The 24,069-nt window shown below is 74.8% G+C and carries 24 protein-coding genes; 18 read left to right on the forward strand and 6 right to left on the reverse strand.

The annotated features are described in order from the left end of the window. Entirely contained in the window at positions 1 to 510 is a 510-nt protein-coding gene (locus ACLE50_RS01230; protein ID WP_410941459.1) for a flavin reductase family protein, read from the forward strand. Here the strand turns inward: ACLE50_RS01230 and ACLE50_RS01235 are convergent, their stop codons facing one another. Then, positions 511 to 690: a hypothetical protein gene (locus ACLE50_RS01235; protein WP_410941460.1), complete on the reverse strand. Its 180-nt coding sequence runs from the start codon at positions 688 to 690 to the stop codon at positions 511 to 513. It abuts the gene before it with no gap. A gap of 134 nt (positions 691 to 824) precedes the next feature. After that, a complete protein-coding gene (surE, locus tag ACLE50_RS01240) occupies positions 825 to 1,613 on the reverse strand; it encodes a 5'/3'-nucleotidase SurE (RefSeq protein WP_410941461.1) in 789 nt (262 codons plus the stop codon). A 98-nt stretch (positions 1,614 to 1,711) separates the two neighbouring features. On the opposite strand from surE, the gene ACLE50_RS01245 reads away from it, so the two are divergent. Continuing rightward, positions 1,712 to 3,088, forward strand: coding sequence for an ATP-dependent 6-phosphofructokinase (locus ACLE50_RS01245; protein ID WP_410941462.1), 1,377 nt, complete (start codon positions 1,712 to 1,714; stop codon positions 3,086 to 3,088). A 123-nt stretch (positions 3,089 to 3,211) separates the two neighbouring features. Continuing rightward, a complete protein-coding gene (locus ACLE50_RS01250; RefSeq protein WP_410941463.1) occupies positions 3,212 to 3,958 on the forward strand; it encodes a DUF3800 domain-containing protein in 747 nt (248 codons plus the stop codon). A gap of 188 nt (positions 3,959 to 4,146) precedes the next feature. Here ACLE50_RS01250 and ACLE50_RS01255 read toward each other — a convergent pair whose 3' ends face one another. Both ACLE50_RS01255 and ACLE50_RS01260 read right to left on the reverse strand, forming a co-directional pair. After that, positions 4,147 to 4,971 carry a transglutaminase family protein gene (locus ACLE50_RS01255; protein WP_410941464.1) on the reverse strand — a complete coding sequence of 275 codons (825 nt, stop codon included), beginning with the start codon at positions 4,969 to 4,971 and terminating at the stop codon, positions 4,147 to 4,149. Beyond that, entirely contained in the window at positions 4,968 to 5,921 is a 954-nt protein-coding gene (locus ACLE50_RS01260) for an ATP-binding protein (RefSeq protein WP_410941465.1), read from the reverse strand. Before ACLE50_RS01260 ends, ACLE50_RS01255 begins: the two co-directional genes overlap by 4 nt. A 277-nt stretch (positions 5,922 to 6,198) precedes the next feature. Here ACLE50_RS01260 and ACLE50_RS01265 point away from each other — a divergent pair, with 277 nt between their 5' ends. Together ACLE50_RS01265 and ACLE50_RS01270 are read left to right on the forward strand one after the other, a co-directional pair. After that, positions 6,199 to 6,651: a MaoC family dehydratase gene (locus tag ACLE50_RS01265; RefSeq protein WP_410941466.1), complete on the forward strand. Its 453-nt coding sequence runs from the start codon at positions 6,199 to 6,201 to the stop codon at positions 6,649 to 6,651. Between the two features lie 29 nt (positions 6,652 to 6,680). Further along, entirely contained in the window at positions 6,681 to 7,892 is a 1,212-nt protein-coding gene (locus ACLE50_RS01270; protein WP_410941467.1) for an acetyl-CoA C-acetyltransferase, read from the forward strand. Between the two features lie 60 nt (positions 7,893 to 7,952). On the opposite strand, the gene ACLE50_RS01275 is transcribed toward ACLE50_RS01270, so the two are convergent. Beyond that, positions 7,953 to 8,453: an inorganic diphosphatase gene (locus tag ACLE50_RS01275; protein ID WP_410941468.1), complete on the reverse strand. Its 501-nt coding sequence runs from the start codon at positions 8,451 to 8,453 to the stop codon at positions 7,953 to 7,955. A gap of 239 nt (positions 8,454 to 8,692) precedes the next feature. On the opposite strand from ACLE50_RS01275, the gene dacB reads away from it, so the two are divergent. The 4 genes from dacB to hpt all read left to right on the forward strand — a co-directional run bounded on the left by dacB (position 8,693) and on the right by hpt (position 12,978). Further along, positions 8,693 to 10,102: a D-alanyl-D-alanine carboxypeptidase/D-alanyl-D-alanine endopeptidase gene (gene dacB, locus ACLE50_RS01280; RefSeq protein WP_410941469.1), complete on the forward strand. Its 1,410-nt coding sequence runs from the start codon at positions 8,693 to 8,695 to the stop codon at positions 10,100 to 10,102. A 61-nt stretch (positions 10,103 to 10,163) separates the two neighbouring features. Further along, positions 10,164 to 11,276 carry a zinc-dependent metalloprotease gene (locus tag ACLE50_RS01285; RefSeq protein WP_410941470.1) on the forward strand — a complete coding sequence of 371 codons (1,113 nt, stop codon included), beginning with the start codon at positions 10,164 to 10,166 and terminating at the stop codon, positions 11,274 to 11,276. Between the two features lie 7 nt (positions 11,277 to 11,283). Then, positions 11,284 to 12,390: a tRNA lysidine(34) synthetase TilS gene (gene tilS / locus ACLE50_RS01290; protein ID WP_410941471.1), complete on the forward strand. Its 1,107-nt coding sequence runs from the start codon at positions 11,284 to 11,286 to the stop codon at positions 12,388 to 12,390. Between the two features lie 27 nt (positions 12,391 to 12,417). Then, a complete protein-coding gene (gene hpt, locus ACLE50_RS01295; RefSeq protein WP_410941472.1) occupies positions 12,418 to 12,978 on the forward strand; it encodes a hypoxanthine phosphoribosyltransferase in 561 nt (186 codons plus the stop codon). A 46-nt stretch (positions 12,979 to 13,024) separates the two neighbouring features. Here the strand turns inward: hpt and ACLE50_RS01300 are convergent, their stop codons facing one another. After that, positions 13,025 to 14,143, reverse strand: coding sequence for a serine protease (locus tag ACLE50_RS01300; protein WP_410941473.1), 1,119 nt, complete (start codon positions 14,141 to 14,143; stop codon positions 13,025 to 13,027). A 351-nt stretch (positions 14,144 to 14,494) separates the two neighbouring features. On the opposite strand from ACLE50_RS01300, the gene ftsH reads away from it, so the two are divergent. The 9 genes from ftsH (at position 14,495) to panC (ending at position 24,069) form a co-directional block, all read left to right on the forward strand. Next, positions 14,495 to 17,041, forward strand: a complete 2,547-nt coding sequence (gene ftsH / locus ACLE50_RS01305) for an ATP-dependent zinc metalloprotease FtsH (RefSeq protein ID WP_410941474.1) — start codon at positions 14,495 to 14,497, stop codon at positions 17,039 to 17,041. A 74-nt stretch (positions 17,042 to 17,115) separates the two neighbouring features. After that, positions 17,116 to 17,715, forward strand: coding sequence for a GTP cyclohydrolase I FolE (folE, locus tag ACLE50_RS01310; protein ID WP_410942229.1), 600 nt, complete (start codon positions 17,116 to 17,118; stop codon positions 17,713 to 17,715). Positions 17,716 to 17,765: 50 nt separating this feature from the next. Next, on the forward strand, positions 17,766 to 18,596 hold the full coding sequence (gene folP, locus ACLE50_RS01315) for a dihydropteroate synthase (protein ID WP_410942230.1): 831 nt from the start codon (positions 17,766 to 17,768) through the stop codon (positions 18,594 to 18,596). Continuing rightward, entirely contained in the window at positions 18,593 to 18,970 is a 378-nt protein-coding gene (folB, locus tag ACLE50_RS01320) for a dihydroneopterin aldolase (RefSeq protein WP_410941475.1), read from the forward strand. Before folP ends, folB begins: the two co-directional genes overlap by 4 nt. Then, a complete protein-coding gene (folK, locus tag ACLE50_RS01325) occupies positions 18,967 to 19,491 on the forward strand; it encodes a 2-amino-4-hydroxy-6-hydroxymethyldihydropteridine diphosphokinase (RefSeq protein ID WP_410941476.1) in 525 nt (174 codons plus the stop codon). Before folB ends, folK begins: the two co-directional genes overlap by 4 nt. Continuing rightward, on the forward strand, positions 19,488 to 20,045 hold the full coding sequence (locus ACLE50_RS01330; RefSeq protein ID WP_410941477.1) for a DUF3180 domain-containing protein: 558 nt from the start codon (positions 19,488 to 19,490) through the stop codon (positions 20,043 to 20,045). Before folK ends, ACLE50_RS01330 begins: the two co-directional genes overlap by 4 nt. A gap of 67 nt (positions 20,046 to 20,112) precedes the next feature. Beyond that, positions 20,113 to 22,056, forward strand: a complete 1,944-nt coding sequence (locus ACLE50_RS01335; RefSeq protein WP_410941478.1) for a PrsW family glutamic-type intramembrane protease — start codon at positions 20,113 to 20,115, stop codon at positions 22,054 to 22,056. 211 nt (positions 22,057 to 22,267) lie between these two features. Next, positions 22,268 to 23,194 (forward strand): Rossmann-like and DUF2520 domain-containing protein, encoded by a 927-nt coding sequence (locus ACLE50_RS01340; RefSeq protein ID WP_410941479.1) that lies wholly within the window; start codon positions 22,268 to 22,270, stop codon positions 23,192 to 23,194. After that, positions 23,191 to 24,069 (forward strand): pantoate--beta-alanine ligase, encoded by an 879-nt coding sequence (gene panC / locus ACLE50_RS01345; protein WP_410941480.1) that lies wholly within the window; start codon positions 23,191 to 23,193, stop codon positions 24,067 to 24,069. Before ACLE50_RS01340 ends, panC begins: the two co-directional genes overlap by 4 nt.

A 24,069-nucleotide genomic window follows, 5' to 3' on the forward strand; every position in this document is an offset into this window, starting at 1 on the left:
GTGCCGCTCGCGCACTCCCCGGCACCGGCGCTCGCCGACGCGCTGCGGGCGGCCTTCCGCGTGCACGCGGCCGGGGTCGCCGTGCTCACCGCCCGTGGCCCGGGCGGCCCGGTCGGGATGACGGCGTCGTCGGTGGCCTCGGTGGGGACCGATCCACCCGCGCTGTCGTTCTCCGCCGCCGGGGACTCCCGGTTCGCCGCGGCCCTGCGGGACGGTGCACCCGTCGTCGTGCACCTGCTCGACACCGCCGACACCGCACTGGCGGCGTCGTTCGCCGCACCCGGCGCCGACCGGTTCGCCGACGTCCGGTGGGCCGAGCTGCCCGGCGGCACCCCCTGGCTGCCCGAGGTCGGGACGGCGCTGCGCTGTGCGGTGCTGTCGGTGACCACGGTGGGTGCATCGGTGCTGGTCGCCGCGCAGGTCGCCGAGGTGCTCGGGCTGCGCCGGCGCGGTGCGCCGCTGGTGTGGGCCGACCGCGCGTTCCGGACCGTCGCCGACCTGCCCGGCTGACTACCGCAGTGGCTGCGGGCTCAGGTCCAGCGCCTGGTCGACGACGGTGCGCAGGCGGGCGAGCAGCTCGTCGGCCTCGCTCCAGGTGACCGCGCCGTCGGCCACGCCCCGGCGCAGCTCCTCGGCGATCGAACGGGCGAGCCCACCGGCCCAGACATGACGGGGATCCGTACTCCGCATGAACGGATTCTGCCCCAACCACCGCCCATTGTTCACCCCGGGTGGTTGAACTACTCACCGAGAGTAGGCGATACCGGGGCCGGAACCGGCGAAGGCAGCGGGCGCGCGTTGCTCCACCGGGGTGATGGCCCCGCTCAGGCCGGGTAGCCGGTGGCGCCGGTCACCGACCCGATGGGGCGCAGTTCGGTCACCGTCGGGTGGCCGGCGGCGAGCAGCGCGACGTCGGTGCCGGGCAGCGCCTCGTCGTGCACCTCGGACACCACGGTGCGCAGGCCACCGGGCCGGACACCGTCCGGGCCGCGCTCGGGCGCCCGGTGGCTCATCCGGACCCGGGCCGCGCCCGTCGCGCACAGGACGGCCTCGCGCAGCGGCGGCAGCTCCGCCGGGGCGACGTCGGGGACGTTCACCGTCCACGGCGTCCCGGCGGGGCGGCCACGCAGCCGCTCCAGCAGCTCCGGCAACAGCGCCGTGACGGTCTCCCAGTGCGGGTGCTCGGGCACCGCGACCCCGCAGGCCAGCGAGAACGCGATCCCGGACACCCCGAGCACAGCTCCGGTCAGTACCGCACCGACGGTGCCCGAGTGCAGCACCTGCCCGCCGGTGTTGGCGCCGATGTTGATCCCGGACAGCACGACGTCGGGTTCGCGGGCGAGCCAGCCGCGTGCGGCCGCGTGCACGATGAACGCGGGGTCCCCGGCGACGGAGAAGGCCGGGATGCCGTCGAGGGCGTCGATGTCGTCGTGCTCGACGACCGCGGTGCGGCCCTGCTCGGTGACCGAGCGCACCGAGCCACCCGCACCGCTCGCGTCGTCCGCCGGGGCCGCGACGATCACCTCGTAGCCTGCGTCGCGCGCGCCACGGGCCAGCGGATACAGGCCCGGCGAGCCGATGCCGTCGTCGTTGGTGATCAGGGCGAGGGGCACGCCGCCAGCCTAGGTTCCGCACCGCCCCGATCGACGCGCTCCCCGGACGTGGTGAACGATGCGGAGCGGCAGTGTTGATCGATTCGGGAGGCGCACGCGTGACGGTCTCGGAGTACAGCGGTATCCGTCCGGAGGATCTGCGGATCGAGACCCTCGGGTCGGCCAGGATCACCTCACCGCTGGCCCCGCTGCTCGACGCGCGCCGCACCACCGAGCACTACGTCGACTCCGACGACCGGGTTCTGCTCGACGACACCGCGGCCGGTGTCGCCGCCCGCGGCGGCTCGCTCGACGACCTGCCCGGCTTCGAGCCGTGCGGCCCGCGCCGGGAGATCTACTTCGACCCGTCGAAGACCCGCGCGGGCATCGTGACCTGCGGCGGGCTGTGCCCCGGGCTCAACGACGTCGTCGCCGGGCTGGTCCACACGCTCACCTACCACTACGGCGTCCGGCGGATCGTCGGCTTCCAGAACGGCTACCGCGGCTTCGTCTCCGCCTACGGCCACGACGTCGTCGACCTGACCCCGGAGACCGTGCGCGACATCCCGGTCGACGGCGGCACGTTCCTCGGTACCTCGCGCGGCCACCAGGACCCCGAGGAGATCGTCGACTGCCTGGAGCAGATGCACCTCGGCGTGCTGTTCGTGATCGGCGGCGACGGCACCCTGCGCGGCGCGATGGAGATCGCCCGCGTGGTGCGCGACCGCGGGCTGCGGATCGCGGTCGTCGGGATCCCGAAGACGATCGACAACGACATCCCGTTCATCGACCAGTCCTTCGGCTTCCAGACGGCGTTCTCGCAGGCCAGCGAGGCGATCCGGTCGGTGACGGTGGAGGCCAAGTCCACCCCGGGCGGGGTCGGCCTGGTCAAGCTGATGGGACGGCACTCCGGCTTCATCGCCTGCTACGCCTCGCTGGTGCGCTCCGACGCCGACGCGGTGCTCATCCCGGAGGTGCCGTTCGAGCTCGACGGGGAGACCGGCCTGCTGCACCACCTGCAACGGCGGGTGGAACAACGCGGGCACGCGGTCGTCGTCGTGGCGGAGGGGGCCGGTCAGGAGCGGCTGGAGGCCGCAGGCGGCACCGACGCGTCCGGCAACGCCAAGCTCGCCGACGTCGGCCCGTGGCTCAAGGAACGGATCGGGGAGTCGTTCTCCGGGGCGGGCCTGGAGACCACGGTGCGCTACGTCGACCCGAGCTACCTGATCCGCAGCGTCCCGGCGAACCCCTACGACAGCGTCTACACCGTGCGGCTGGCCCAGGCTGCGGTGCACGCGGCGATGTCCGGGCGGACCGCGATGGTCGTCGGCCGCGTCCGGCGCCGGTTCGTGCACATCCCGATGGACCTGGCCGTCAGCAGGCGCAACCAGGTCGACCCGCACGGGGACCTGTGGATGGCGGTGCTGGAGTCGACCGGGCAGCCGTGGCGGTTCGGGGAGGACTCCGGCGCGCCGACCCGGGCGCCGCACACCTGATCGTCCGGATGCACGACCGGACGGCGTGATCCGGCGTGGTCGTCGGGGGTCACCAATAGGCTGGTCGTCGTTCATCTGTTCGGCGCCCGGGGGACTTGCATGGCACACACTTCCGTTGAGCCCGTGCACGTCCCGAACGGCTACCCGACCGCCTCGATCTTCATCGACGAAAGTGGTTCCCGGGCGTCGGGGAACAACTTCTTCGTCCTCGCTGCGGTCAAAGTGCGCCGGCCCGGAGCTCTTGCCCGCGAACTGCTCGACATCCGCCAGAAGTGCGGGTTCGGGGGCGAGTTCAAGTTCGCGGAGATCACTCGCAGCTCGCTCCCGTTCTACGGCGAGATCGTTCGTGCGCTGCACGAATCCGACGCCACGATCGCCGCATGCGTCGTGTCGGGGACGGTGTGCGATCCGTTCCGGGGACGGGACGACCAGTGGCGGGTACACGCCGAGATCACGAGCCAGCTGCTCGTGGGGTGCATCAACCGGCGGGAGCTGGTCGGCGTCCACCTCGACGGTCTGTCCACACCGGTCGGTGAGTCGCTGGAGGATACCGTTCGGACGCTGACCAACACCAGGCTGCACAGTACGTCGGTCGTCAGTGCGGTGGCACTGGATTCCCGGACCAACGACATTCTCCAGGTCGCCGACATGGTTGCCGGCGCGATCCGGCACGAACGGATGCTGGCGACGGCCCCGCGGCCGACGCGGTCGAACAAGGGCCGGGCGGCGCAGATGCTCGCCGTGGCCTTCGACCGTCCGGGTCTGTCGGACGGCCGCGACTCCCGTCTGAACATCGACACCTATCGAGGACGGACACGAGGACGACCGGGGCAGACGGAGGATGTACACGATCGTGGCCGGGACGGTTGAGAAGAGAGCAACGACAGCCGTACTCTCGATGGCGACGTGGCTTGAGCCTCAGGCTCACTGCTGCGCCTCCCGGTTTGAGCCTCAGGCTCACTGCCGGGATCACCTGCGGGGCGGACGACGCCTCGCGAAACTGACCCTGTCGGCGCTCCCCGGATTCGTCCGTGGAGCGCCGGCTCGTCTCTGCCGTGTCAGTTCAGGTGCGCCCGGTGCTTCCGGGCCTCGACCCGCACCTCGTCGAGCACCTCGGCGCCGGAGCGCGAGCCGCGGCCCGGGCCGTCGGCCCAGGTCTCCATCAGCCGGGCCGCCTCGTCCCAGCGGGCCTGGGCGGCCAGGACGTCGCCCAGCTCCCGGACCAGCTCGGGGCCCCGGTGGCGCAGCCCGAGCCGCATCCGCAGCACCCACTCGAGGTTGGCGTGGTCCTTGGCCCGGCCGTAGGACGCGCGCAGGTTCTCCAGCATCCGGGCCAGGATCTGCCGGGTCGAGACCCGCGGCAGCAGCTCCGGGCCGAACGCGACGTCCGGGCCGGAGCCGGTCGTCGCCCGGAAGAGCTTCTCGCATCCGCGCAGGTCCAGGCGGCGGCCGCCGTCGAACGCGTCGAGATGGCGCTGCGTGCCGGGCACCCGCAGCAGGAAGTGCCCGGGCATCCCGACGCCCTCGAGGTCCACCCCGGCGCGGCGGCCGACCTCGATGGCCAGCACCGACAGCGAGATCGGAATGCCGGTGCGGCGCTCCAGGACGTCGGGCAGGAACGAGTTGCGCGGGTCGCCGTAGTTCTCGGTCGCGCCGTGGAACCCGCCCTCGACGAACAGCCGGTTCACCAGCGAGTCGACGCCGGTGATGCCATCGGCGAGCTCGTCGAGCGCGGCGCGGGCGCGGACGGCGTCGGCCGCGGCGGTCTCCGGGTCCGGGGCGGCACCGGCGGCGACGGCCAGCGCCGCCTCGTCCAGCTCGGGCTCGGGGCCGGTCACCAGCCGCAGGAACCGGTTGACCGGGTCGGGGGAGGGCCGGGTCACGGCGGAGCCATCGTCACCCGCACGACGGTGCCCTGCACCGAGCCGGGGTCGTCGTCGGCGGTCCAGACCTGCAGGACGTCGGTCAGCTCCGAGGCCAGCCACAGGCCGCGCCCGCGCGGCCCGGACAGCGACGGCACGTCGAGGCCGGGGTAGACCAGCCGGCACGGGTCCGCGTCGGCCATCTCGGCGACGAACCCGGCCTCGGCCCGCCACAGCCGCAGCGTCGGAGATCCCGAGCCGTGCTCGATCCCGTTGCTGACCAGCTCGTTCACCGCCAGCACCAGATCCTCGACACGGCCGGGGCCCAGCCCGGACAGCATCGCCTCGTACTCCACGGCACGGCGCATCGTGGCCAGCCCGCCCAGCTCCACCGGCAGGGTCAGCAGCGGCGCACCGAGCCGGTCGGGCGGCGGCTGCGGGTGCTCGCGCAGCAGCTCGTGGTCGGGGCGGCGCCCGGAGCTCGGGACCGGCCTGCCGTCGACGAGCAGCTCGTCGTGCAGCGCGCACGCCTCCTCGCGGGTGGTGGTGCGATCGGGGAAACAGCAGAGCAGGTTCACCGGCAGGTCCTGCAGCACCCGGCCCAGTGCCAGGTCGAGGCGCGTCCAGTACGACGGTCCGGCGTGCGGGAGCTCGATCATCTGCCCGACCGTGCAGACGCCCGTGGCGCCGGCGGCCAGCGCGTCGCGGACGGCACGGCCCCAGCGTCCGGCGACGGTGAACGGCGGCGCGGAGTGCACCTGCTCCGGGGCCCAGTAGCGGACCTCCGCGTCCCGGCCGAGCGCACGCTCCAGCTCCACCCGGCACCGCTGCTCGACGGCGACGATGGCGTGGCGGCCCTCGTCCAGCGCCGTGCCGACCTGCGCGCGCAGGACGTCGGCCTGGTGCTCGGGGTCCCGGTAGGGGACCGCCCGGTGGACCAGGTCCTCGGGGCTCTCGACGGCTGTGCTCATCGACTTCGTGATGGGGGCTCGGGGACGGGGAAGGCGGTGGTCACGGCGATGCGACACGCCGCGCTGACACGACGACCATAACCAAGGCTCCGGAATCGTGCGGTCCGGGGCGGGCCGGTTCCGGTGTGGCCCGGACGACGCCGGTCGTCGGCGTGCGTTCGGCGCCGGGTGTGACAGGGTCGGGTGACCGGCCGATCATGGGCCGGTCACCTGCACCGGCGTCCGAGGCGGGAGCGCACCGGACGCGCTGCACCCACCGACTGGACGGAGTGACCGGATGCGCGTCTTCAACGGGGTCGACGAGCTGCGAGCGGCGAAGGGCACCGAGCTCGGTGTCTCCGACTGGCTGACCGTCGACCAGCAACGGATCGACGGCTTCGCCGACGCCACCGACGACCACCAGTGGATCCACGTCGACCCGGAGAAGGCCGCGGACGGGCCGTTCGGCGGGACCATCGCGCACGGCTTCCTCACGCTGTCGCTGCTGCCGAAGCTGGTCCAGGGCGTCTACCGGGTCGACGGCGTGAAGATGGGCGTGAACTACGGGCTCAACAAGGTCCGGTTCACCAGCCCGCTGCCCGTCGGCAGCCGGGTGCGCGGCAAGGTCGACCTCGTCGACGTCACCGACGTCAGCGGCGGGGTGCAGCTGACGCTGGCCGTCACCGTCGAGGTCGAGGGCTCGGACAAGCCCGCGGTCGTCGCCGAGTGGCTCACCCGGCAGTACGTGTGACCGGGCCGAGCAGCAGCGGAGGGAGCCCCATGCGTGACGCGGTGATCTGCGAGCCGCTGCGGACCCCGGTCGGCGGGTTCGGCGGCGGGCTGCGCGACGTGCCGGCCCACACCCTGGCGTCGACGGTGATCGCGGCGCTGATGGAGCGGACCGGGCTCGACCCGGCCGCCGTCGACGACGTCGTCCTCGGCCACTGCTACCCGACGATGGAGGCCCCCGCGATCGGCCGGGTCGCCGCGCTGGACGCGGGCCTGCCGGTGACCGCGACCGGCGTCCAGGTCGACCGCCGCTGCGGGTCGGGCCTGCAGGCGGTGCTCTACGCGGCCATGCAGGTCACGTCCGGGGCGTCGGAGGTCGTGCTGGCCGGAGGCGCCGAGTCGATGTCCGGCGCGTCGTTCTACTCCACCGGGATGCGGTGGGGGGTGAAGGGTGGCGGCGTCACGCTGAACGACTCGCTCGCCCGCGGCCGGGTGACCGCGGGCGGGAAGAACTTCCCGGTGCCGGGCGGGATGCTGGAGACGGCGGAGAACCTGCGCCGGGAGTACTCGATCCCGCGCGAGGAGCAGGACGCGCTGGCCGTGCGCTCGCACCACCGCGCCGCGGCCGCGCAGGAGGCAGGCCGGTTCGCCGACGAGCTGGTCCCGGTGACCGTCCCGGGCCGCAAGGGCGACACGGTCGTCGACACCGACGAGCACGTCCGGCCCGACTCCTCGGCGGAGAAGCTCGCCGGGCTGCGCCCGATCCTGGGCCGCGACGACCCCGGGGCCACCGTGACCGCGGGCAACGCCTCCGGGCAGAACGACGGCGCCGCGGTCTGCGTGGTGACCAGCCCGGAGCGGGCCGCGGAGCTGGGCCTGCGCCCGCTGGTGCGGCTGGTGTCCTGGGGCCTGGGCGGCGTGCCACCGGCGACGATGGGCATCGGCCCGGTCCCGGCGACGGCGAAGGCCCTGGACACGGCCGGGCTCACCCTGGCCGACATCGGCCTGATCGAGCTGAACGAGGCGTTCGCGGCGCAGGTGCTGGCCTGCACCCGGGAGTGGAAGCTGACCGACGCCGACCTCGAGCGGGTGAACGTCAACGGGTCGGGGATCTCGCTGGGGCACCCGGTCGGTGCGACCGGCGCCCGGATCCTGGCCACGCTGGCGCGGGAGATGCAGCGCCGCGAGGTCCGCTACGGCCTGGAGACGATGTGCATCGGCGGCGGGCAGGGCCTCGCCGCGGTGTTCGAACGCGTGACCTGACCGGCGCGGACGGGTGGGTGCCGGTACGCCGGCACCCACCCCTGCACGGTCGGGGCGAGCTCAGTGCTCGTCGTAGTAGCCCTCGTCCTGGGCGCGCTGGTAGGACGCCTTGATCTCGCGCTCGGCGTCGGCGCGGCCGACCCAGGTGGCGCCCTCGACGCTCTTGCCCGGCTCGAGGGTCTTGTAGATCTCGAAGAAGTGCTGGATCTCCGCCCGGTCGAACTCGGCCAGGTGGTGGATGTCGCGCAGGTGCTCCTGGCGCGGGTCGCTCGACGGCACGCACAGCACCTTGTCGTCGCCGCCTGCCTCGTCCTTCATCCGGAACATGCCGATCGCGCGGGCACGGATCACACACCCGGGGAAGGTCGGCTCCTGGACCAGGACCAGGGCGTCCAGCGGGTCCCCGTCCTCGCCGAGGGTCTCGTCGATGAACCCGTAGTCGGCGGGGTACTGGGTGGCCGTGAAGAGGGTCCGGTCGAGCCGGATCCGGCCCGTCTTGTGGTCGACCTCGTACTTGTTACGGCCGCCCTTGGGAATCTCGATGGTGACGTCGAAGTCCACTGTTCGTTGCTCCTTCGGGAGGGTCGCGGTCCACCGGGCCGGTCCCGGTCCGAGGTCGGACCGCCCGCTCCGGCGGTGTCGGTGCTGCCCCTAGTGTGGAGGACCGGGGGTGTGACGGCGCAGGCCGGTGACCTTCCCGGGGCCGGAGTGTGTGCCGCGTCGCACCTCCACCCGGACAGGTCGGCAGGTGGGAGCCCCCATCGGGCCGTGCCCGGGAGCACCGACGAGCAGGAGGCGCAGTGGGTCGCAGGCATCGCCGGTCGGACCGCAGCACCCGGCGGATCGCCGTCGTGGCGGTCGTCGTCGCCGCGCTGGCGTCGCTGTTCGGGGCGGTCGCGCTGGCCGGGCCGGGCTCGCCGGGCCGGTTCGGGCTGGGGCCCGCCGCGGCCACCTATCCGCCGGTCCCGGTGCCGTCGTTGCAGCCGCTGACGCCGACCGCGCCCGTGCCGACCGCGGCCGGGCTGAGCCGGACGCTGTCGCCGCTGCTGTCCAAGCCGGGGCTCGGGGACGTCACCGGCGTCGTCATGGACTCGGCGTCGCCGCGCACCGCGCCGCCGCTGTGGGAGCGGAACGGCTCCCAGCCGATGCTCCCGGCGTCGACGACGAAGCTGCTCACCGCCGCGTCGGTGCTGCTCACCCTGAACCCGAGCGACCGGATCCTCACCCGGGTCGTGCCCGGCCCGACGCCGGACTCGGTGGTGCTGATCGGCAGCGGCGACCCCTCGCTCACCGCGCAGCACGCCCCGCAGACCGGGCTCTACCCCGAGCCCGCCCGGATCGACGCCCTCGCCGACCAGGTCCGCAAGGCGGTGAAGCAGCCGGTGCGGACGGTCTTCACCGACACCAGCGCCTGGAGCGGTCCGCCGGAGGCCGCAGGCTGGGACAGCACCAACACCACCGACGGCACCGTCCCGACGATGACCCCGCTGATGCTCGACGGCGGCCGGATCGACCCGAACGACCAGGAGGGACAGCGTTCGCCGGACCCGGCGGGCGCCGCGGGCAAGGCGCTGGCCACCGCACTGGGCGCGAGCGACGTGCAGGAGGGGAAGGCGGCGAAGAACGCGCCGACCCTCGGCGAGGTCTCGTCCCCGCCGGTCGCGAGCCTGATCGAGTACATGCTGACGGCGTCGGACAACGTCACCGCCGAGGCGCTGGCCCGCCAGGTCGCCATCAGCCGCGAGGGCACCCCGACCTTCGACGGCGCCGCGAAGGCGGTCACCGAGTCGCTGGTCCAGGCCGGCTACGACGTCCGCGGGCTGTCCCTGCACGACGGCTCCGGCCTGTCCCGGGACAACCGCATCCCCGCCCGGCTGCTGGGCTCCGTGCTGGCCTCGGCGGCGGCGCAGTCGGCCAGCCCGACCGACGTCCAGTACCTGCGCCCGATCCTCACCGGGCTGCCCGTCGCCGGCGGCAGCGGCACGCTGCTCGACCGGTTCACCGGCGGCAGCTCCGTCGCCGGGCGCGGGGTCGTGCGGGCGAAGACGGGCACGCTGTCCGGGGCATCCGGGCTGGCCGGGGTCACCACCGACGTCGACGGCAGGCTGCTGGTGTTCGCGCTGATGTCCAACGGCACCTCGCCCACCGAGGCCCGTCCGGAGCTGGACGCCGTCGCCGCGTCGCTGAGCCGCTGCGGCTGCCGCGGCTGAGCCCGTTCCCGGCGTCCTCGCCGCGCCGCGCGCGACCCCCGGCCGCGGGTAGCGTGGCCGCATGCAGCCCGACGCGACCGGCCCTGTCAGCCCGAGCGCGCGCGGCAGCGTGTCCGCGCCGCCACGGTCCGGCGGGCGGACCGACCGCGGCCTGCCGGTGAACTGGACCCTCGCCGCCGCCACCGCCGCCCGGCTGGTGCCCGCCGGACCGCGGACCAGCCCGGCCGAGGCGAACGAGCTGGTGGAGCGGCTGCGGGTCGACTCCGCGGCCGCCGAGGGCCACGTCCGGGACGTCACCGGGATGGGGCACGGGCTGCCGCTGCTGCCCGCCGACGTCGTCGACCGGCCGGCCTGGGCCCGTGCCGCCGTCATGGGCATGGACGCGCTGACCTCCGACGCCGAGCTGCCCGCCACCCCGCGTGTGATGCGGGCGGTCACCGAGACCGGGGCCGGGGTGCAGCTGGGTGCGCTGCTGGCCTACATGGGTGGTCGCGTGCTCGGCCAGTACGACCCGTTCGGCGGGGCCGACGGCGCCGGGCGGCTCATGCTCGTGGCGCCGAACGTGCACGCCGCCCGCGCCGCCCTCGACGTCGACGGGCCGCAGTTCGGTCTGTGGGTGTGCCTGCACGAGGCCACCCACCGGCTGCAGTTCACCGCGGTGCCGTGGCTGCGGGACTTCTTCGCCGACCAGGTCACCCGGCTGCTGTCGCTGCAGGAGCCCGACACCGCCAAGCTCGGCAGGCTGCCCGAGGCGATCCGCGCGCTGCGTGCCGAGTCCGGGGACAAGCGCGACGTGCTGGCCCTGGTGGAGCTGCTGCAGGGCCCCGAGCAGCGGCAGGTGCTGGACCGGCTGCTCGCGCTGTCGACGCTGCTGGAGGGACACGCCGACCACGTCATGGACGCGGCCGGGCCCGCGGTGGTGCCGGACGTCGCGACGATCCGGGCGCGCTTCACCGAGCGCCGGCGCGGTGGCGGGTTCCTCGACCGGCTGCTGCGCACCCTGCTCGGGGTCGAGGCGAAGATGCGCCAGTACGCCGTCGGCGCCGCGTTCTGCCGGGAGGTCGACGCCGCCGTCGGGATGGCGGGGCTGAATCGCGTCTGGGAGTCCCCGGAGACCCTGCCGACCCGCGCCGAGCTCGCGACGCCCGCGGACTGGCTGCGCCGGGTCGGCTGAGCCGCGCATGGGTTCGTCCGCGGACGCGCGCCGGCGGGTCGAGCGGGCGGTGCGGGACGCGCTGGCCGCGGCCGGCGGCGGCGTCCCGGTCGTCGGCTGCTCCGGCGGCGCCGACTCCACCGCGCTGGTGCTCGCCGTGCGCGCGGTGACCGAGGGCCCGGTGCACGCCGCGATCGTCGACCACGGGCTGCAGGACGGTTCCGCGGAACGCTCCGCGGAGCTGGCCGACCGGCTCGGGAGCCGGGGGATCACCGCGGCGGTGCACCCGGTCGTCGTCGACGGCGGGGGTGGGGTCGAGGCGGCCGCCCGCCGCGCCCGCTACGCCGCGCTGGCCGCCGCGCGTCCCGGCCCCGCGTCGCCGGTGCTGCTCGGCCACACCCTCGACGACCAGGCCGAGACGGTGCTGCTCGGCCTCGGCCGCGGCTCCGGGGCCCGCTCGCTGGCGGGGATGCGCACCTGGTCGGCGCCGTGGCTGCGCCCGCTGCTGGGGCTGCGCCGGGCCGACACCGTCGCGGCCTGCGCCGAGGCCGGTGTCGCGACCTGGGACGACCCGCACAACCACGACCCGCGTTTCGTCCGGGCCCGGCTGCGCGCCGAGGCCCTCCCGCTGCTCGACGACGTCCTCGGCGGCGGCGTCCCGGCCGCCCTGGCCCGCACCGCCGCCCAGCTCCGCGACGACGACGACGCGTTGTCGGCCTGGGCCGCGCAGGTGCTCGCAGCAGCGCAGTGCGCCGGCCCCGGCACCGACGGTCACGACGACTACCCGGACCAGGTGACGGGCGGGGGTGATTCCGGTTACTGCGAGGTATCCCCGGGGTGCTCCGGGACCGCGCCGGACGGCCTCGGCCGGGCCCCCGGGCAGCAGACCGGGACCGCGCTGGAGGTGGCCCCGCTGGCGGACGTCCCGGCCGCCGTACGACGCCGGGTCCTGCGGGAATGGCTCACCGGGCTCGGTGCGCGGGGGCTCACCGACGAGCGGCTGCGGGCCTGCGACGACCTCGTCGGCGCCTGGCGCGGGCAGGGCGGGCCCGCCCTGGGCGGCGGGTTGGAGCTGACCCGGGCCCGTGGCAGGCTCACGGTGCGCCGTCGCACGTGGGGGCGCGACCAGCAGTGACGGCCGGACCATGGGGGCGGAGAGCGCGTGTACGACGGGGACATCTCGTCGGTGCTGATCACCGAGGAGCAGGTGCGGGAGAAGACCGCGGAGCTGGCGCGTGAGGTCGCGAAGGACTACGCGGACGTCGTCTCGCCCGGCGGGGGCTCGGACCTGCTGCTGATCGGCGTGCTGAAGGGCGCGGTCATGTTCATGACCGACTTCGCCCGCGCGCTGCCGGTGCCGGCCCAGCTCGAGTTCATGGCCGTCAGCTCGTACGGGTCGTCGACGTCGTCGTCGGGTGTGGTGCGGATCCTCAAGGACCTCGACCGCGACATCGCGGGCCGCCACGTCCTGATCGTCGAGGACATCATCGACTCCGGCCTGACGCTGAACTGGCTGCGCGGCAACCTGCAGAGCCGCGACCCGGCGTCGCTGGAGGTCGCGACGCTGCTGCGCAAGCCGGATGCGATCAAGGTCGACGTCCCGGTGCGCTACGTCGGGTTCGACATCCCGAACGAGTTCGTCGTCGGCTACGGCCTGGACTACGCCGAGCGCTACCGCGACCTGCCCTACATCGGCACCCTGGACCCGAAGGTCTACGCCTGACAGGTCTACGCCTGATAGGGCCCCGCCGGACCCGGTCGCTGTGTGCTCAGCGCAGGGCCGGGCCCGCCGACGGGGTGGCCAGGGTGCGCGGGTCGACCCCCCGCGGCGTCGTCGTGAACCCGGAGCCCCGGGCCAGGGTCAGCCCGGCCGGGCCGTCGGTGCGCTGCGCGTAGGCGACGGCCTTTGCCAGGTCGGAGTACTCGATGCTGGTCCGGCCGTCGGTCGTGGTCAGGCTGGACAGGATCCCGAGGGCACGCCCGCTCGCGTCGAGCAGCGGGCCGCCGGACTCCCCGGCGACGCCCTTGCGCAGCGTGGACACCTCGTGGCCCCAGCCGCCGCCGACCTCGTCGGAGACGGTGCCCGCGCGCGGGGCCACCGTGCGGACGCCGCGGGCGCCGGGCGGGTTCGCCAGGCCGTAGACCTGGGCGCCGGTGGCGAGCGCGCCCGGGTGCACCCCGGTCGGCCCGCCGAAGAACGGCACGGCCGCCCCGGCCGACGACGCGGCCCCCTTCGGCAGCTCGACCAGCGCGAAGTCGTTGTAGGCGCAGGTGTCGGCGTTGCGCTCGTGCCGGTGCTGCATGGTGTTCCAGGAGCTCCAGGCGAGCTTGCCGGTGACGGCGCGGCCGCGGCCGTGCACGAGCACCGGCGTGCCGAGCGGGGCGGTGGCGGAGGTGCAGCCGTCGATCTCGTCCTCGTCGCCGGTGCCCGCGCAGTGCGCGGCCTGGCCGAGGTAGGTCTTCCCGCCCGCGGTGAACACGAAGCCCGCGGTGCACAGCCCCGCACCGGAGGTCTCGGTGACCGTGCCGGGACCGATCGCACCCGGTCCTGCGGCGACGGCGGGCGCCGCGGCCGGCGCGGGCGAGGCCGCAGGTGCGGGAGCCGTCGCAGCGGGCAGTGCAGCGGGCACTGCTGCGGGCGATGCAGCCGGGGCTGCAGGCGCCACGGCGGGCAGTGCTGCCGGAGATGCCACGGCGGGCAGTGCTGCCGGAGACGCAGCGGGGAGTGCTGCGGCAGGCAGGGCCTGGGTGGTCGCGGCGGCGCCGACGGCGACGGTCGGTGCGGGGGTCGCGGCGGGATGCTGCGGTGTGGTGAGCACGGCGACGCCCGCCGACGCGGCCAGCCCGAGGGCCAGCAGTGCCGCCCTCCGGCGGGGACCGGACCCCACGCGACCCACCATGCGATCCGCCTCTCCCCGACTGCCTACGGATCGATCGGGTGCGCACCGTGCGCGATGCGGCACCGACCGTGTGTGCCCGTAGTTCTCCCACACCGCCCGGAAGCAGTGTGCGGCGGGACACCCGCCTGCGGGAACCCGGCAGGTCGATGAGACGTTGTGCGGTCTGGTGGCCCGGCGTGGCCACCGCCAGGTGGTCCGCCCGGCACGGAATTCCCTGCGTGGGGCTATCCTGGCGGGTCAGGGCCGACCGGCGGAGCAAGGCATCCGTGCACAGCACCGGTCGTCGACTCCGCCGTGAACCACTCTCGGGAAGGTGAAGGCCGCGCAGGCCGACGTTGCATGGACCGCAAGCGACTGCTCCGCAACCCGCTGATCTGGATCCTCGTCGCGCTCCTGGTCTATCTCGGGTTCAGCTCGCTGTTCGACGACACCAACGGGTACGTCGAGAAGCCGACGTCGGTCGCGCTCACCCAGATCCGGGAGGGCAACGTCGCCGGAGCCCTGATCGAGGACCGCGAACAGCAGCTGAAGCTGACCCTGGCACGGCCGATCGACGGCAACGTGACCCAGATCATCACCCAGTACCCGGCGCAGATCTCCGGACAGATCTTCGACGAGCTGGGCAAGGTCCAGGGGATCGGCCAGTACGACACGGTCGTCCACCAGGACTCGTTCCTGTCCACGCTGCTGATCACGATGATCCCGCTCGCGCTGGTGCTCATCGTGCTGTTCTGGTTCCTGAACAACGCCCAGGGCGGCGGGAACCGGGTGATGAGCTTCGGCAAGTCCAAGGCGAAACAGCTCACCAAGGACATGCCGAAGACCACGTTCGCCGATGTGGCCGGGGCCGACGAGGCCGTCGAAGAGCTGTACGAGATCAAGGACTTCCTGCAGAACCCGAGCCGCTACCAGGCCCTCGGCGCGAAGATCCCCAAGGGCGTGCTGCTCTACGGCCCGCCCGGTACCGGTAAAACGCTGCTGGCCCGCGCGGTCGCCGGCGAGGCCGGGGTGCCGTTCTACTCGATCTCCGGATCGGACTTCGTCGAGATGTTCGTCGGTGTCGGCGCCTCCCGGGTCCGCGACCTGTTCGAGCAGGCCAAGCAGAACGCGCCCTGCATCATCTTCGTCGACGAGATCGACGCGGTCGGCCGCCAGCGCGGCGCAGGCCTCGGCGGCGGGCACGACGAGCGCGAGCAGACCCTGAACCAGCTGCTCGTCGAGATGGACGGCTTCGACGCCCGCGGCGGGATCATCCTGATCGCCGCGACGAACCGCCCGGACATCCTCGACCCGGCGCTGCTGCGCCCGGGCCGGTTCGACCGTCAGATCCCGGTCGCCGCCCCGGACCTCGCCGGCCGCCGCGCGATCCTCGCCGTCCACGCCAAGGACAAGCCGTTCGCCGCCGACGTCGACTTCGAGGCCCTGGCCAAGCGCACCGTCGGCATGTCCGGCGCGGACCTGGCGAACGTCGTCAACGAGGCGGCGCTGCTGACCGCCCGCGAGGGCGCCACCCAGATCACCGGTGCGGCGCTGGAGGAGTCGGTCGACCGCGTCGTCGGCGGCCCGCGGCGGAAGTCGAAGATCGTCTCCGACCAGGAGAAGAAGCTCACCGCCTACCACGAGGGCGGGCACGCGCTGGCCGCGTGGGCGATGCCGGACCTCGAGCCGGTCTACAAGCTCACGATCCTGCCGCGCGGGCGCACCGGCGGGCACGCGCTCGTCGTCCCGGAGGACGACAAGGGCCTCATGACCCGCGCCGAGATGATCGCCCGGCTGGTGTTCGCAATGGGCGGGCGCTCGGCCGAGGAGCTGGTGTTCCACGAGCCGACGACCGGTGCGTCGTCCGACATCGACCAGGCCACGAAGATCGCCCGCGCGATGGTCACCGAGTACGGCATGAGCGCCAAGCTGGGCGCCGTCCGCTACGGCCGCGAGCAGGGTGATCCGTTCCTCGGTCGCTCGATGGGCAACCAGGCGGACTACTCGCTCGAGGTCGCCCACGAGATCGACGAGGAGGTGCGCAAGCTGATCGAGGCCGCGCACACCGAGGCGTGGGAGATCCTCAACACCTACCGCGACGTGCTCGACGACCTGGTCCGCGAGCTCCTGGACAAGGAGACGCTGAACCGCCGCGACCTGGAGCGCATCTTCGGGTCGGTGGAGAAGCGGCCGCGGATCACCGCGTTCAACGACTTCGGTGAGCGCACGCCTTCGGACAAGCCGCCGATCAAGACGCGGGCCGAGCTGGCCCGCGAGCGCGGCGAGCTCCCTCCCGCCGAGGAGGACCGCACCCCGGCGCCGGTCGGCTCCGGAGCGACCAACGGCCACGGTGAGTCCGCTGGACTGCCCGGCTCGTCGCCGTTCCCGGCGGGCGGGTCGGCACCGGCGCGCCCGGACGCCCCGAACGACGGCGGCTACGGCAACGACGGAAGCCACGGCACGAACGGCAGCCACGGCACGAACGGCCACTCCGGCAACGGGAACGGCTCCGGGAACGGCTCCGGGAACGGCACGGGCAACGGGGCCGGGACGGGCTACGGCAGCGGTGCCTCGGGTGCCGGTGCACGTCCGGCAGGCCCGCCGCAGGGCGGGCAGCAGGATCCGTCCGGGCCGCAGGCCCCCGCGGGCCGGCAGCCCGGCCCCGGTGGCTACCCGCCGCCCCCGGCCGTTCAGCCGAACTACGGGGCACCGGCGGACTGGCGTCCGGCGACCACCCCGCACGGCCAGACCTGGCCGCCGGCCAACTGGGCAGGCGACCAGCACGGCGGGCGTCCTGACGGCGGGCAGCACCGCCAGGAGGACCGGGGCCGGACGGACCCGGACGCGCGCAACGACGACCCGCGGGGCACGAACCCGGAGGCGGGACACCCGGAGGCAGGACACTGAGCACGACGACCGACGGCACCCCCACCAACGGTCAGGTGACCGACGGCAGGCCCGCCCCGGTGCGCTCGTCCGCGGTGGCGGCCGGGGTGACCCAGGCCGTGCCGGACGGGGTCGACCTCGACCGGGCCGAGCGGGCGGTGCGGGAGCTGCTGCTCGCGGTCGGGGAGAACCCGGACCGTGAGGGCCTCAAGGAGACCCCGGCCCGCGTCGCGCGCGCCTACGGCGAGATCTTCGCCGGGCTGTTCGTGAACCCGGACTCGGTGCTGGAAAAGACGTTCGACGAGGGCCACGGCGAGCTCGTCCTGGTCAAGGACATCCCGATGTTCTCGACCTGCGAGCACCACCTGGTGCCCTTCCACGGCGTCGCGCACGTCGGCTACATCCCGGCGGTCGACGGCCAGGTCACCGGCCTGTCCAAGATCGCCCGCGTGGTCGACCTGTACGCGAAGCGCCCGCAGGTGCAGGAGCGGCTCACCGCCCAGATCGCCGACGCGCTGGTGCGCAAGCTGAACCCGCGCGCGGTGATCGTCGTGCTGGAGGCCGAGCACCTCTGCATGGCGATGCGCGGCGTCCGCAAGCCGGGCTCGCGCACCACCACCTCGGCCGTGCGCGGACTGTTCAAGAGCTCGGCCTCCTCCCGCGCGGAGGCACTGTCCCTGATCAGGGGGGCCTGACCGTGGTCGCCCCCGGTGGCGCGCTGCCCGAGCTGGGCCGGTGCGCCGTGATGGGCATCCTCAACGTCACCCCGGACTCGTTCTCCGACGGCGGCCGCTACGTCGACCGCTCGCACGCCGTCGCGCACGGCGTCGCGATGCGCGACTCCGGCGCCGACCTCGTCGACGTCGGCGGGGAGTCGACCCGGCCCGGCGCGGCCCGGGTCGATGCGGCCACCGAGGCCGGGCGCGTCGTCCCGGTCGTGCGGGAACTGACCGCCGAGGGCGTGCGGGTCAGCGTCGACACCACCCGCTCCGAGGTCGCCGCCGCCTGCGTCGACGCCGGCGCGGTGCTGGTCAACGACGTCTCCGGCGGTCTCGCGGACCCGCGGATGGCCGCGGTCGTCGCCGAGACCCGGGTGCCGTGGGTGCTCATGCACTGGCGCGGGCACAGCGACACCATGCAGCGCCTCGCCGGCTACGAGGACGTCATCGGCGAGGTCCGCTCCGAGCTCGTCGCCCGGGTCGACCACGCGGTGATGGCGGGCGTCGACCCGGAGCGGATCCTGCTGGACCCGGGCCTGGGCTTCGCCAAGACCGCCGCGCACAACTGGGCGCTGCTGCGCCGGCTCGACGTGTTCCTCGGGCTGGGGTTCCCGGTGCTGGTCGGGGCGTCGCGCAAGCGGTTCCTCGGTGACCTGCTCGCCGCCGCCGACGGCACCCCGCGCCCGCCTGCCGGCCGCGACGGTGCCACCGCCGCGATCAGTGCGCTCGCGGCGAACGCGGGTGCCTGGGGCGTGCGGGTGCACGACGTCGACTCGACCTTCGACGCCGTCGCCGTCAGCGCCGCGATCCGGCTCGGCGCGACCCGGGCCCGCTCGACCGGGGAGCGTGACGCGTGAGCGCCCCGGCCGCCGACCGGATCGAGCTGCGCGGGCTCCGCGTGTTCGGCCGGCACGGCGTGTTCGACCACGAGAAGCGCGACGGGCAGGAGTTCGTCGTCGACCTGACGGTGCACGCGGACCTGTCCGCGGCCGCCGCGTCCGACGACCTGGCCGACACCCTGCACTACGGCGAGCTGGCCGAGCTGGCCGCGGGGATCGTCGGCGGCCCGTCCCGGGACCTGATCGAGTCCGTGGCCGGGGCCGTCGCCGACGCCGTCCTGGCCCACGACACCCGCATCGGCGAGGTCGAGGTGACCCTGCACAAGCCGTCCGCGCCCATCCCGCTCACCTTCGACGACGTCGCGGTCGTGCTCCGCCGGAGCCGGTCGTGACCCGCGCCGTGCTGTCGCTGGGCTCCAACCTCGGTGACCGGATCGGGCACCTGCGCTCGGTCGTCGCGGATCTCGGGCCTGCCCTGGTCGCCGCGTCCCCGGTGGTCGAGACCGCGCCGTGGGGCGTCACCGACCAGCCCGACTTCCTCAACGCCGTCGTGGTCGCCGAGGACCCCGCGCTCGACGCGTGGGGCTGGCTGCGCCGCGGGCAGCGCCTCGAGGACGCCTCCGGGCGGGTCCGGGAGCAGCGCTGGGGGCCGCGCACGCTCGACGTCGACGTCGTCCAGGTGACCGGCGACGACGGCGGCCCCGTCGTGTCCACCGACCCGGAGCTGCTGCTCCCGCACCCCGGGACCCCCGAGCGCGGCACCGTGCTGCTGCCGTGGCTGCTCGCCGAGCCGGACGCGGTGCTGGCCGGGCACGGCCCGGTCGCGGACCTGCTCGAGGCCCTCGGGCCCGGTGGCGTCGCCGGCGTCACCCGGCGTGACGACCTGACCCTTCGGCCGGAGGAGGCCGCATGAGCGCCCCCGGACCACACGGACCACACGGCCCCGGATCGCGCGGCCCCGGTGGCGACGGGCCGGAGGGCCCGCAGGACCCGCGCCCGACGGTGAAGCCGACCGGCTACCGCGACCTCGTCGGGATCTTCGTCGTCGTCGCGCTGCTCGGGAACATCGTCGTCCGGCTGATCCACACCTACGGGACGATGCCCGGCATCCCCACCGCGGCCGGGATCATCGTCGGGCTGCTGGGCCTGGCCGAGCTGGCGGGCGGGTTCGTGCTGCGCCGCAGGCTCGACGGCTCCGGTCCACGGGTCCCGGCGCTGGTCGCGGCCCGCGCGGTGCTGCTGGCGAAGGCGTCGTCGGTGGGCGGGGCGGTCATCGGCGGGCTGTGGACGGCCGTGCTCGCCTACACCCTGCCCCGGGCCGGGGAGGTGCTCGCCGCGGCGGCCGACAGCATCGCGGCCGGGATCGGGCTGGTCTGCGCGCTGCTGCTCGTCGGCGGCGGGCTGTGGCTGGAGTACTGCTGCCGCGCCCCGGACGACCGCGACGACGATCCGCCGCCGGTGGCCTGAGCACGTCCGGTGACCGACCCCGCCCGCCCGATGCGGGCCGGGGACGGGCGCTCTAGGCTCGACGGCCATGTCGATGCCCACGCTCGGCCGCCCCTACGTGCCGGGACCGGCTCCGGCGTCGGCGCCCTCGGCCAAACGGCGCGGCGTGCTGCTGCCGGTCGTCGGCCTGGTGCTGCTGGCACTGCTCGCGGTGATCACGATCGGTGTGGTGCAGCGGGCCGTCGGTACCGCCGGGGTCGTGACGGGCACGCTCGGCGCGCTGCTCCCGGTTGTGCCGGTGGTGGCCGCGTTCCTGTGGGTGGACCAGTGGGAGCCCGAGCCGCCTGCGCTGCTGATGGGCGCGTTCCTGTGGGGTGCCGGGTTCGCGGCGCTGGTCGCGTTGTGGCTCAACACCAGCGCGTCCGGGGTGCTGGACGCCGCGGCAGGCGCGGGTGCGGGTGAGCTGTTCGCCCCGGTCGTCGTCGCGCCGTTCGTGGAGGAGTTCGCGAAGGGCCTGTTCGTCGTCGGGCTGCTGGTGTTCCGCCGCCGCGAGTTCGACGGGGTGATCGACGGCATCGTCTACGCCGGCATCACCGCGGCCGGGTTCGCCTTCACCGAGAACATCCTCTACCTGGGCCGGGCGGTCTCCGACCCGCAGACCTCCGGGGTGCTCGCGACGTTGTTCGTGCGCGGGGTCGCCTCGCCGTTCGCGCACCCGCTGTTCACCTGCATGATCGGCCTCGCGGCGGGGCTCGGCGTGGGGTCGCGCGGCGTCGCACGACGGGTGCTGCTGCTGGTCGGCGGCTACCTCGCCGCCGTCGTGCTGCACGGGCTGTGGAACGGCGCCTCGGTGCTGGCCGCGGAGCCCGGCTCGTTCTTCCAGGTGTACTTCTTCGTGATGCTTCCGGTGTTCGTCGGGCTGGTGATGCTGGTGGTGTTCGCCCGGCGGCGCGAGGCGCGGATCGTCGCGGCGCAGCTGCCCGGATTCGCCTCGGCCGGCTGGATCGCGCCGAGCGAGGTGGCGCTGCTGGCCCGGCTGTCGCGGCGCAAGGGCTGGCGGACGCTGGTCCGCCGCCGTTCCGGACGCACCGCAGCCCGGGCCGTCGCCGACTACCAGGCTGCGGTCACCGAGATGGCGTTCATGCGGAACCGGATCGCCCGCGGGGCGGTACGCGACAGCGCCCGTGCCGCGCACGACGAGAAGCTCCGCGCCCTGCTCGACGCCCGTGCCCGCGCCATCGGCCGTCCGGACTCGGCGGCGTCGCTGACGGCGGCGTGGCGTGTCCAGCCGCCGCCGGGCTGGCAGCCCCCGCCGCCGCCCGCCGCGGACGGCAGCTTCTCGGGCACGTTCCGGCGTCCGGCCGACCTGGGTGGTCCGGCCGCGGGCGACTCCCCGGGTGCGGTCTCCGGGGCGATGCCGCCCGGGCCCGCGATGCCGGGCTCCGCGACCCCCGGCGGGCGCCGGTCGGGCGAGGTCCGGATGGACGGTGGCCCGATGCCCGGCGGCGCGTGGGACACGGCGAAGCCCGCCGGCCCGGTCCCCGGTGGCGGGCCGGCGCCGGCCCACCCGCGTCCCGGTGCGACGGGAGCGTCCGGGCCCGGCCCGGTGGGCGGCCGCGGCCAGGCGGGCGGGACGTCCGGCCCCGCCGGTCGTGCGCCGTGGCCGGGGGCCGCGGAGGGGCGGCCCGGCGTTCCGCCGCAGCAGCCCGGTCCCGGTGCTGCGCAGCAGCCGGGCGCCGGCGGTCAGCAGCAGCCCGGACCCGGTGTCCCGCCGCAGGCCGGCAGCGGTGTGCCGCCGCAGCCGACGCCCGGCCGCGGCACCCCGGCGACCCCGCCCCCGGGAACACCGCCCCCGGGGACGCCGGTCCCCGGAACACCGATGCCCGGGACCGGTATCCCGCAGCAGGGCCGCCGTACCCCTGCGCCCGTGGACCCGGAGACGACCCAGCAGGTCCGCCGCCCGCAGGACCCAGCCGCGCAGGACCCGGACGACGAGCCCCCGGGCCGCCACCGCCGCCCGCCCCGGACCTGACCGCGACGACCTACCGCGACCTGACCGCGACCTGACCGCGCAGCCCGCCACGTCGAGGACGGGGCGGTGAAGACGGTCACCGGTGTGCCGGGGCCCGGTCTTCGCCCCCTATCCTCGCCGTCGGCACCCGGCCACCGACGGCCGTGTGCGCCCGTCGAATGACCCGACCGGTACCCCTGACGGACCGGAGCGGGAGGAAACGGACCGACCTGTGAACGATTCCGGCCGCCCCGCGCGGCTCGCCGTCGGCGTCGTCTCGGCCGGACGCGTCGGTGCGGTGCTCGGCGCCGCGCTCGCCCGCGCCGGCCACCACGTCGTCGCCGCGTCCGGGGTCTCCCGGGCCTCCGTGCGCCGCGCCGCGGAGCTGCTGCCCGGCGTCCCGCTGCTCCCTCCCGACGAGGTGTGCCGCCGCGCGGACCTCGTCGTCCTCTCCGTCCCCGACGACGTCCTGCCCGGCCTGGTCCGCGGCCTCGCCGCCGCGGGCGCCTTCCGGCCCGGCCAGATGGTCGCCCACACCGCGGGCGCGCTCGGCGTCGCGGTGCTCGACCCCGCCGCCGAGCAGGGGGTCCTGCCGCTCGCGCTGCACCCGGCGATGACCTTCACCGGCCGCTCCGAGGACGTCGAGCGGCTCGCGTCCTGCTGCATCGCGGTCACCGCGCCGGGCACGCCCGACGAGGAGGACCCGACGGCGGACCCGCGCGACGCGGTCGGCTGGAGCGTCGCCGAGGCGCTCGTCCTGGAGACCGGAGCGGAGCCGGTGCGCGTCCGCGAGGAGGTCCGCCCGCTCTACCACGCGGCGCTGGCACACGGCGCCAACCACCTGATGACGCTGGTCGGCGACTGTCTCCAGCTGCTGGAGTCGGCAGGCATCGCCCACGCCGACCGGCTCGCCGCCCCGCTGCTGTCCGCGGCGCTGGACAACGCGCTGCGCCACGGCGACCGTGCCCTGACCGGTCCGGTCGCCCGCGGCGACGCCGGCACCGTCGGCACCCACCTGCGCCGCATCACCGAGGCCGACCCCGGCGTGGCCGCGGCCTACCGGGCGCTCGCGTCCCGCACCGCACGCCGTGCCGCCGACGCCGGCCTGCTCGACGACGACGCCCGCCGCGACATCGACACGACCTTGGAGGACGAGTGAACCCCGGCTCGACCCGCAACGGCTACCGGCCCGGTGCCCTCACCGTGCACGCCGACCCGGCGACGCTGACCCCGGTCACCCGCGCACTGCGCGGCGCCGGCCGCAAGATCGTGCTGATCCCGACGATGGGCGCCCTGCACGAGGGCCACCGCGAGCTGATCCGGCACGCGAAGCGGCTGCCCGGCACCGTCGTCCCCGTCGTGTCGATCTTCGTGAACCCGCTGCAGTTCGGTGCGGGCGAGGATCTCGAGCGCTACCCGCGGCGGCTGGAGGCCGACCTGCAGGTGTGCCGTGAGGAGGGCGTCGAGCTGGTCTTCACCCCGCAGGTCGAGCACATGTACCCGGCCGGCTCGGAGACCCGCGTCGCCGCCGGCGCGCTCGGCGACGACCTGGAGGGCGCGGTCCGCAAGGGCCACTTCGACGGCGTGCTGACCGTCGTCGCGAAGCTGTTCCACATCGTCGGCCCGGACGTCGCGATGTTCGGCCAGAAGGACTACCAGCAGCTGGTCCTGGTCAAGCGCATGGTGCGCGACCTGAACTTCGGGCTCGACGTCGTCGGCGTCCCGACCGTGCGCGAGGACGGTGGCCTGGCGCTGTCCTCGCGCAACGCCTACCTCGACGACGCCCAGCGCGAGAAGGCCCTCGCGATCGCCCGCGCCCTGCTGGCCGGCGCCGCGGTGTCCGCCCGCGGCGAGGAGGCCGTGCTCGCCGCGGCCCGCGCCGAGCTGGACGCCGAGCCGGGCGTCGACGTCGACTACCTGGAGCTGCGCGACGCCGAGCTGGGCCCGGCCCCGGACTCCGGCGACGCCCGGCTGCTCGTCGCGGCGCGGGTCGGCTCCACCCGGCTGATCGACAACATCGCGGTCGCGCTGTAG

Origin of the sequence: Pseudonocardia phyllosphaerae (genome assembly GCF_046546475.1) — a bacterium.
GTDB lineage: Bacteria > Actinomycetota > Actinomycetes > Mycobacteriales > Pseudonocardiaceae > Pseudonocardia > Pseudonocardia phyllosphaerae.